At 30.4% G+C, this 3,620-nt stretch carries 2 protein-coding genes (1 of these 2 running past the window's edge); one reads left to right on the top strand and one right to left on the bottom strand.

Annotated elements, in window-relative coordinates; translation table 11 throughout:
* Positions 1–202: 202 nt before the first annotated feature.
* Positions 203–457: an ISAon1 family transposase N-terminal region protein gene (locus AQ1689_RS13205; protein WP_368669021.1), complete on the bottom strand. Its 255-nt coding sequence runs from the start codon at positions 455–457 to the stop codon at positions 203–205.
* A 722-nt stretch (positions 458–1,179) separates the two neighbouring features.
* On the opposite strand from AQ1689_RS13205, the gene AQ1689_RS13200 reads away from it, so the two are divergent.
* Positions 1,180–3,620, top strand: partial view of an Ig-like domain-containing protein gene (locus AQ1689_RS13200; RefSeq protein WP_101956397.1) — the 5' portion only. 58 nt of this gene lie beyond the right edge of the window; 2,441 of the gene's 2,499 nt are visible here — the first part of the coding sequence; the start codon lies at positions 1,180–1,182; its stop codon lies off the right edge, out of view.

Genomic DNA, 3,620 nt, shown 5'->3' with positions numbered 1-3,620 from the left:
TTCTTTTTGATGCCAACTTTTAAAATCACTTAGTTTATTTTTGTAAAGATATTGCAGTCTTTTTCCGTTGAATTTATAATAATCCCCGAATTTACTAGCGCTTACGGCGTTTGTATTAAGAGATACTTTTTAAAAAATCGGCAAACTCGCTGGTTATTCGAGTGCCTTTTGCTATTAAATTCCAATCTCTTTTTATTATTTTCTAACTGCTTAAAAGCGTCCATCTTCGGCGTTTTATATGAAGTAAAACACATTTCCCTCGCAAAGGAAAATCTTCCACCGTTATTTCTGGTAAAAATCCTTTCGATTCCGCTATTTCTGATTCATATTCTTTGGGAAGCATATTCCTTTCTTCTAAATAAAAATGAACCTGATCATTTTCAATTTTATCTGAAATAATATCAAAATAATCTAAAATTCCTTCTGGTAAAAAATACTTGGCTAAAGCTGTATTCAAATCGTCTTTTTTGGAATCACAAAAATAGCTTTTTTGATAACTCTTGTCAATTCGAGTGATTTTAATGACTGAAAGGAATTAAAATAGTATCGAGAATTTGAATTGTTTTCTTTTGATACTAAAAAAGTTCTCGATACAATTTTTGAAGGAAAAAATCACTCGAATTGATAGGGTAGAGATTGGTGGAATTATAGTTGATGTATCGATTTATGAAAATTAACACAAATGCCTAGCCCCGATTGAAGCTTTGTTTGAGCTCTTTTTTGTTTTTTTTAAACAAAAAAAGCGAGTGCGGAAAGCGGGAAATTGCTTCAAAAAAAACAGAAATATCTTGTGCTAAATTGAACTAGAAATGGTAAAATTATAATTTTTTAAACTAAAATAATGTGTCGTATTCAATATTTTTTTTAATTAGATAGCTATTTTTAGGATCCTCTTTTTTTATTGTTAAGCTTTTTTAAATAATAATTTTCTTGATTTTATGTCAAAAAGAAGAAGCTAAAAGGCTTTTTTTATTCGTTCTAAATTTTTTTTATAAAAAATAATTCGCATTTATAGAGCATTTTAAAAGTGTATTAACCTGTCGTTCAGTTTATTATATTATGGCTTTCATGATTTTGTAACTGAAAGAGTTGTTAGTATTATATAATTGTTAAAATAATGTGAATTTTAATCCTTATTTAGAATAAATAAATATAAATTTGCGCAAAAATAATCAAAACATGTTGTTTAGTAAATCTATTAGGGGTAATAAAATATTCTTTATTAAAAGTATTCTGCTCTTCTTTTGTTTAAATTTTAGCTTCTTTTTGTCGGCACAAAATGTATCTATAGGTGGTGGCGGAAGTGCTAGTGATAATTCTGTTATTAACATCCGAAAAAGTAATAATTATAGTCAGATTATTTATTTAGGTTCGGAGATAAAACAAAGCGGAAAAATAGAAAGTCTTACTTTTAAATTAAATACAACGGGTAATGTAGATATTAGTACGTTTAGAAATTGGACAGTTCGATTAAAATTAATTTCAAGAAGAACAAGTGAGTTTGATTACAATAGAGGGCAGACTGTTAAGAAATTTAGTGGGTTTACTGAGGTATTTAATGGGAGTATTCAATACGATAGGAATACAGGGTACGTTAAAATTCCTTTTAATACCGCTTTTAATTACGATAAAAATAAAAATTTAGTCGTAGAAATTACAGAAAATACCCATGGAGGAATGTACAAACAATGGGGGGATTATAGTCCATATCCTAAATTTAAGATTTTTTGGCCGGGTGGAGATAGATTTGGTTATAGAACTGCATATAATAACATCACTCATGACCAAATTTGGTATGGTTTACTAAAAGAAAATTCTACTCCTCAAGTAATCATAGGGTTTAAAGCGGTTGTAGTAACTCCACCTGTAAAAGCATCGGAATTACATTCTACTCTTAGTGTTGACAAGCCTGTAATTGGGGCTAATAATAAAGAGATAGCTACGATTACTGTTGTTTTAAAAGATAAAAATGGGAAAAAATTAAGCAAATCGGGAGGGAAATTAAGTTTTTCACCTACTGGCGTTTCAAATATTACAGATAATGGGGATGGTACTTATACTGCTAAATTTAAAACAAACACTCCTGATGATTATAGTTTTACAGCTACTATTACTAGTGCCGATAAAACTAAAGTAACAATAAAAACTCCTGCAAATATTAAAGCTACTAAAGTTATGGAGGTTACTGTAGGTACTGGTGGTTGTGGACAATCGGTACAGTCTAACAGTCCTGTAAAATATGATGAAGGTTTATATAATGGCGGTAAAAAAAATAGTTGGTCGCTAATGTTATATAAGGCAAGTGATCTAAATAATTTAGCAGGAAAATTAACTACGATTGGTTTTTATACTGATTGTAAAAATAAAACATATAAACGTGCTAAAAAACAGCGTGTTTATGTAAAGGAGGTTAGCGAAAACGAAATTACAAATAATAGCCATCCTGATTTGAGTACTTTTACAAAAGTATTTGATGGTGAATATACTTGGAAATCAGGTGCTAGTTTTGATACTTCTAGAAGTGATATTACACTAACGGAAGATTTTGTGTATTCTGGAACAAAAAACTTAGTGGTTTATTACGAAAATGAGTCGGGAATAGCAATGGGTATGTTTAGTTCTATTTCATTTTTATGGGATAATAAAGGAGAGAATAGAGTTGCTTATGCTGGATATAAAAACAATAGTAAAAAAACGACTAAAGGACGTATTTCTAAAGAGCTTCCTATTACATATTTCAAATTTAGCCCCGCGCCAATAGCAATACAGCCTGTAATTAGCATGCAAAACCCGGCAGAGGCGAGTATTTGTGAAAATAATAGTTTTACTTTTTCTGATGTAAGTGTTACTGAAAATCCAAATTTAAAATGGACAACAGATGGTACTGGTCTTTTTGAAGATGATGCCAAATTGTTATCAAAATATACGCCTAGCGACCAAGATGCTACTAAAGGTTTTGTTACGCTTAGTTTAACAGCTAAAAAAGGAAAATTAAGCGAAACTAAAACGTTTAAATTAAATATTCAAGCCGATGCAAAAAGTGCAGGATTGGATGGAACTTTAACTGTTTGTAAGGGAATAAATCCTACAAATGATGAATTATTTGAAGCTTTAAAAGGCAATCCTGAAGTTGGTGGAACTTGGACTTCAAATGGCTTGGTACATACGTATACGCAAACAACTGATTTAGGTTGTAATAATAAATCAGCAAGTGTAACTGTTGATGAAGAATCTGATGCAAAAAGTGCCGGATTGGATGGAACTTTAACTGTTTGTTCAGGAATAAATCCTACAAATGATGATTTATTTAAATCCTTAAAAGGAAATCCTGAAGCTGGTGGAACTTGGACGTCAAAAGATTTAATACATACTTATACGCAAACAACAAGTTTAGGTTGTAATAATAAATCAGCAAATGTTACAATTACAATTCAAGATGATGCAAAAAGCGCAGGATTGGATGGAACTTTAACTGTTTGTTCAGGAATAATCCCTACAAATAATGATTTATTTAAAGCCTTAAAAGGAAATCCTGAAGTTGGTGGAACTTGGACATCAAAAGATTTCGTACATACGTATACGCAAACAACTGATTTAGGTTGTAATAATAAATCAGCAAG

Source organism: Tenacibaculum finnmarkense, from assembly GCF_900239185.1.
Classification (GTDB): Bacteria; Bacteroidota; Bacteroidia; order Flavobacteriales; family Flavobacteriaceae; genus Polaribacter; species Polaribacter finnmarkensis.
The sequence above is the reverse complement of the archived record's forward strand: the minus strand, read 5'-3'. Positions and strand labels throughout refer to the sequence as shown.